General features: G+C 47.7%; 4 protein-coding genes. 2 read left to right on the top strand and 2 right to left on the bottom strand.

The genetic code is table 11. The annotated features are described in order from the left end of the window. Both H6550_16610 and H6550_16605 read left to right on the top strand, forming a co-directional pair. The coding region (locus H6550_16610) for a hypothetical protein (protein MCB9047759.1) at positions 1-452 on the top strand (452 nt) is incomplete at its 5' end. Positions 453-604: 152 nt separating this feature from the next. Beyond that, a complete protein-coding gene (locus H6550_16605; protein MCB9047758.1) occupies positions 605-2,017 on the top strand; it encodes a tetratricopeptide repeat protein in 1,413 nt (470 codons plus the stop codon). A 3-nt stretch (positions 2,018-2,020) separates the two neighbouring features. Here the strand turns inward: H6550_16605 and H6550_16600 are convergent, their stop codons facing one another. Both H6550_16600 and H6550_16595 read right to left on the bottom strand, forming a co-directional pair. Continuing rightward, positions 2,021-3,643 (bottom strand): ABC transporter substrate-binding protein, encoded by a 1,623-nt coding sequence (locus H6550_16600; protein MCB9047757.1) that lies wholly within the window; start codon positions 3,641-3,643, stop codon positions 2,021-2,023. A 45-nt stretch (positions 3,644-3,688) separates the two neighbouring features. Beyond that, the coding region (locus H6550_16595; GenBank protein MCB9047756.1) for a hypothetical protein at positions 3,689-4,022 on the bottom strand (334 nt) is incomplete at its 5' end.

Below are 4,022 nucleotides of genomic sequence, written 5' to 3'. Positions count from 1 at the left end.
GTTTTACATTGATATTGGCTGCAGTTACTTTTTTAGGAGTAGGTTGTAAAAAGATAAAAACAACCCGGAACAGCAATACTGTTACCATAACCACACCGGGTGGTGATAACGTTCAGCCTAAGCCCACGGCAGGTCCTGGTGGCAACGCAGGCTTCCGCGTGACACCCAACCACAATGGTATAGATATAGACAGCTGCATGGTATACATAAAATACGATGCTGCTGTAGTGCCTGTAGATGGTAAGTACGACGACTCGGTATGGTGTAAAATGATGGATGGTAAACCAGTTGGTTCATTTGACGGACTGCTGCCCGGCAACTATTACCTGCTGGCAAAAGGATGGGACCTGATCAGGTCGCAGAAAGTAAAAGGAGGATTACCTTTTATCATTCTTGAAGAAAATGCAGGCACAACACACTCATTCGTTTTGCCTATACATCAATACGAATAATTATTATTAAATACATTATTGGGTAAGCCGTATGATATTGTATCATACGGCTTTTTCAATATGTTGATAACTTGTGCATTTTGACATTGAGTTAACACGGGCCTATAGCAAAAGCCGCCTGATTGTGTTATTTTTGGTATAAATCACTGGCTATGTTTGACGATTTCATGGAAGATGAATGGAACTCGCTGGATGAATTGCTGAGGAGATACGAAGAGGTGAAGTCCGGAGAGTCTAACAGTATTATGGACGAGGAGGATTTTGAGCGTGTGGTAGAATACTATTTTCAAAACAGTAACGAGGAGCAGGCGCTCCTGGCATGTGACATAGCCCGAACGTACTATCCTTTTTCTACATCCATCCTGTTGCTGAGGGCCGAAATACTGGTGCAGGCACAAAAGTACGGCCAGGCGCTTCATGCCCTGGACGAACTGGAGGAACACGACACCGTGAACCTGGATGCTACGCTGCTACGCTCTGACATACTGGTGAGCCAGTTCAAGTTCGACCAGGCGGCGCTGCTGCTGGAGCAACGCGCGGATAATTTCCAGGGAAAGGAAAAGATGGAGGTGCTGCTGGAACTGACGGATGTGTATGACGAGTGCGAGGAGTTTGAAGCTGTGTTCGACACGCTGAAACGGGTGGTGCAGATAGACGGCCGTAACGAGGAAGCGTTGCAGAAAATTTGCTTCTGGGCAGACTTTACCAAACGACTGGATGAAAGTGTAGCGATACACACCCGTATAACAGACGAAGATCCTTATAACGCGCTGGCATGGTTCAACTTAGGTACTGCGTACCAGGGGTTGAAGCTGTACGAAAAAGCAATTGATTCCTACGAGTTTTGCGTAGCGATAGACGAGAAATTCGAATTTGCTTACCGCAATATGGCAGACGCTTATATGCGCCTGAAATGGTATGAAAAAGCCATAGACGTACTGGAAACACATATGGAGCTGGCCAAGCCCGAAGATGTGATATTTGAGGCGATAGGTTTTTGCTGGGAGAAGAAAAAGAATTTCCAGCGTGCGCGTTTCTTCTATCGCAAGGCTTCGCAACTCAGCCCCCAGGATGATAGTATATTCTTTAAAATAGGCGAGACCTATGCCCGCGAAAAGCAGTGGGAGAAGGCGGTAAAATCATACTCGGTAGCATTACACCTGGATAAAGAAAATGCGGCCTATTGCATGGCCATAGGCAACTGCCTGATGGAGATGGACGCGGAGAACGAGGCGTTGGTATGTTTCCTGAATGCGGTGAAGCTGAAGCCGGGTAATAAGACCACATGGATGGCGCTGATAAAAGGGCTGTATGTGTCGGGGTATTATGATGAGGCGCTTACGCAGATAGAAATAGCTCGTGAGAATTGCGGTGATAAGGCCGATTTCCGTTACCTGCAGGCTGCGGCACTACTGGAGCTGGGTAAATCGAAAGAGGCGATGATACAATTTGAAATGGCACTGAAATCGGCACCAACAAAGGTGAAACTGTTCACCACGCTGAACCCTGAATACATACGCAGGGCCAGCGTTTCAGAACTGATATCAAAGTATAAGAAGAAATAAGGATTAGTCCAGCCTGACCCTTTTCAGGTCAATAACATTCATGGGTGTTGCGGAAAAACCGCGCACCCTTTTTTGTGTAAAGTGGGTCATCTGGTCGTAGAAGAGGGGGATGAGCGGCGCCTCCTGCATTACCAGGCTGTCCATGCTGCGGTACAGCGCCCACCTGGCTGTATCATTATTCGTCACCATAGCTTCATCATACCAGCGGTTGAAGGTAGCATTGTTAAAGCGCGTATAGTTAGGCGGTGCGGGCAGGTTGCCGTTGAAAAATACCAGGTAGGTTTCCGCATCAGGATAATCTGCTATCCATTGCCCGCGAAAGAATACGGCTTCGGATTTACTCATCTGCTGCCGCAGTATGTTCGATTGCATCAGCTCTACTTTTACGGGTATGCCTACTTCCATCAGTTGGTTGGCGGCAAAGTTCACTACATCTGAATATATATCAGGGGTGAGTACGGTAATGGGCTGCATGCCCTTACCACCGGGGTAGCCGGCCTCTGCCAGCAGTGCCGATGCTTTGGCGGGGTCATAATGATAACCGTAACTATGCGTGCTGTCGTAGCCCGGCAGCCCCTCAGGTATAAAGCCAGAAGTAGCAGGCAAGCCGATGCCATTCCTGAAATAGGTCACTATCTTCTGCCTGTCAATGGCGTAGTTCATAGCACGGCGCACCAGTACATTTTTTATCGGCGAGTTTGCCAATACGGGATTAGTAGTATCCGTAAGAAAACCGAGGTATTCGGTATTCAGGTAAGTGCGTTTGCTCAGGTTCAGTTTGTTGGTATATTCTTTTTTCAGTTCGCCTTTTTTGGTCAGCACCAGGTCTTTGAAAGAGCCGTCCAGTTCATTGACAAAATCAAGCTTGCCCTGCAGGAACCGGAAGAACTCCGTTGCCTTACTGGTGGCAAAACCAATGGTCACTGCATCTATATAGGGTAGTTGGCTGCCTGTGTCGTCCTGCTCCCAGTAGGAGGTGTTGCGGTGCAATATCAGCATATTGCCTTCGTCCCACTGCTCCAGTACGAACGGACCGGTGCCGCATGGGTGTGTACGGAAATCCTTACCCCATTTTTCTACTACTTCGTGCGGTACAATGCTGCAATATTGCATGCTGAGTATCTCCAATAGTGGACGGAAAGGACGTTTCAGTTTCAGTTGAAATGTGCTGTCGTCTATCGCCACAAAAGGGTCTTGTTCTGCAATACGGTCGTTGAATATCCATGCCCCGGGCGATGCCGTTGCGGGGTCAATAATACGGTTGAAACTATATACCACATCGGAGGCTGTTAACTGTCTGCCTTTTTCTAATGCCGGGTTGTTGTGAAAGTACACATGGTTGCGCAGATGAAACGTGTAAGTGAGTCCATCGTCGCTGATGTTCCAGCTTTTGGCCAGCGAGGGGGTAAGGTGCAGGTTGCTACCCGTGGCTACAAGTGTATTGAAAAGCATGTTGGCCGTCCACATCATATACTGGTCTTTGGCAAAGGCGGGATCTAATGATTCCAATGCTTTGCCCGACATGTTCATACGAAAAACGTTCTGTTCATTTTTGTGATGCGAACCACATGCTACCAGCAGCAATGCTGTTGCTATACAATAAACGTATGATAGTTGCCGGAACATCTATGCACAAGATAATCCAATTTGCGGGCAATGTTGAGGTGTTGGCTACTCAACCGGCACTGCCTGCCTGGCAGTATAATATTGTCTTATTCTGGATGGGGCGAAGTAGATGAGCGTGGTAAAGAATATCGCACCATACACATCATAGCTGTAATGCACGCGCATGCTCAGCAACATAAAGGCCATACATAGTGTGGCGGCTACGAAATATACTTTCAGGAATTTCCTCTGCGCACACAAAAAGTAGATCCATATACTGGCCACATGCCCGCTGAAGAACAGATCTTTGGTCAGGGGTGCGTCGTGGGGGTATACGGTGTTCTCTAAAAAAAGGTCGCGCAATACAATGATACCGGCCGGTGGTTCCAGTGCTATCAGC

The organism is Chitinophagales bacterium (assembly GCA_020636495.1).
Classification (GTDB): domain Bacteria; phylum Bacteroidota; class Bacteroidia; order Chitinophagales; family Chitinophagaceae; genus UBA5543.
Note: the sequence above shows the minus strand (reverse complement) of the source record. Positions and strands in the feature narration are given on the sequence as shown.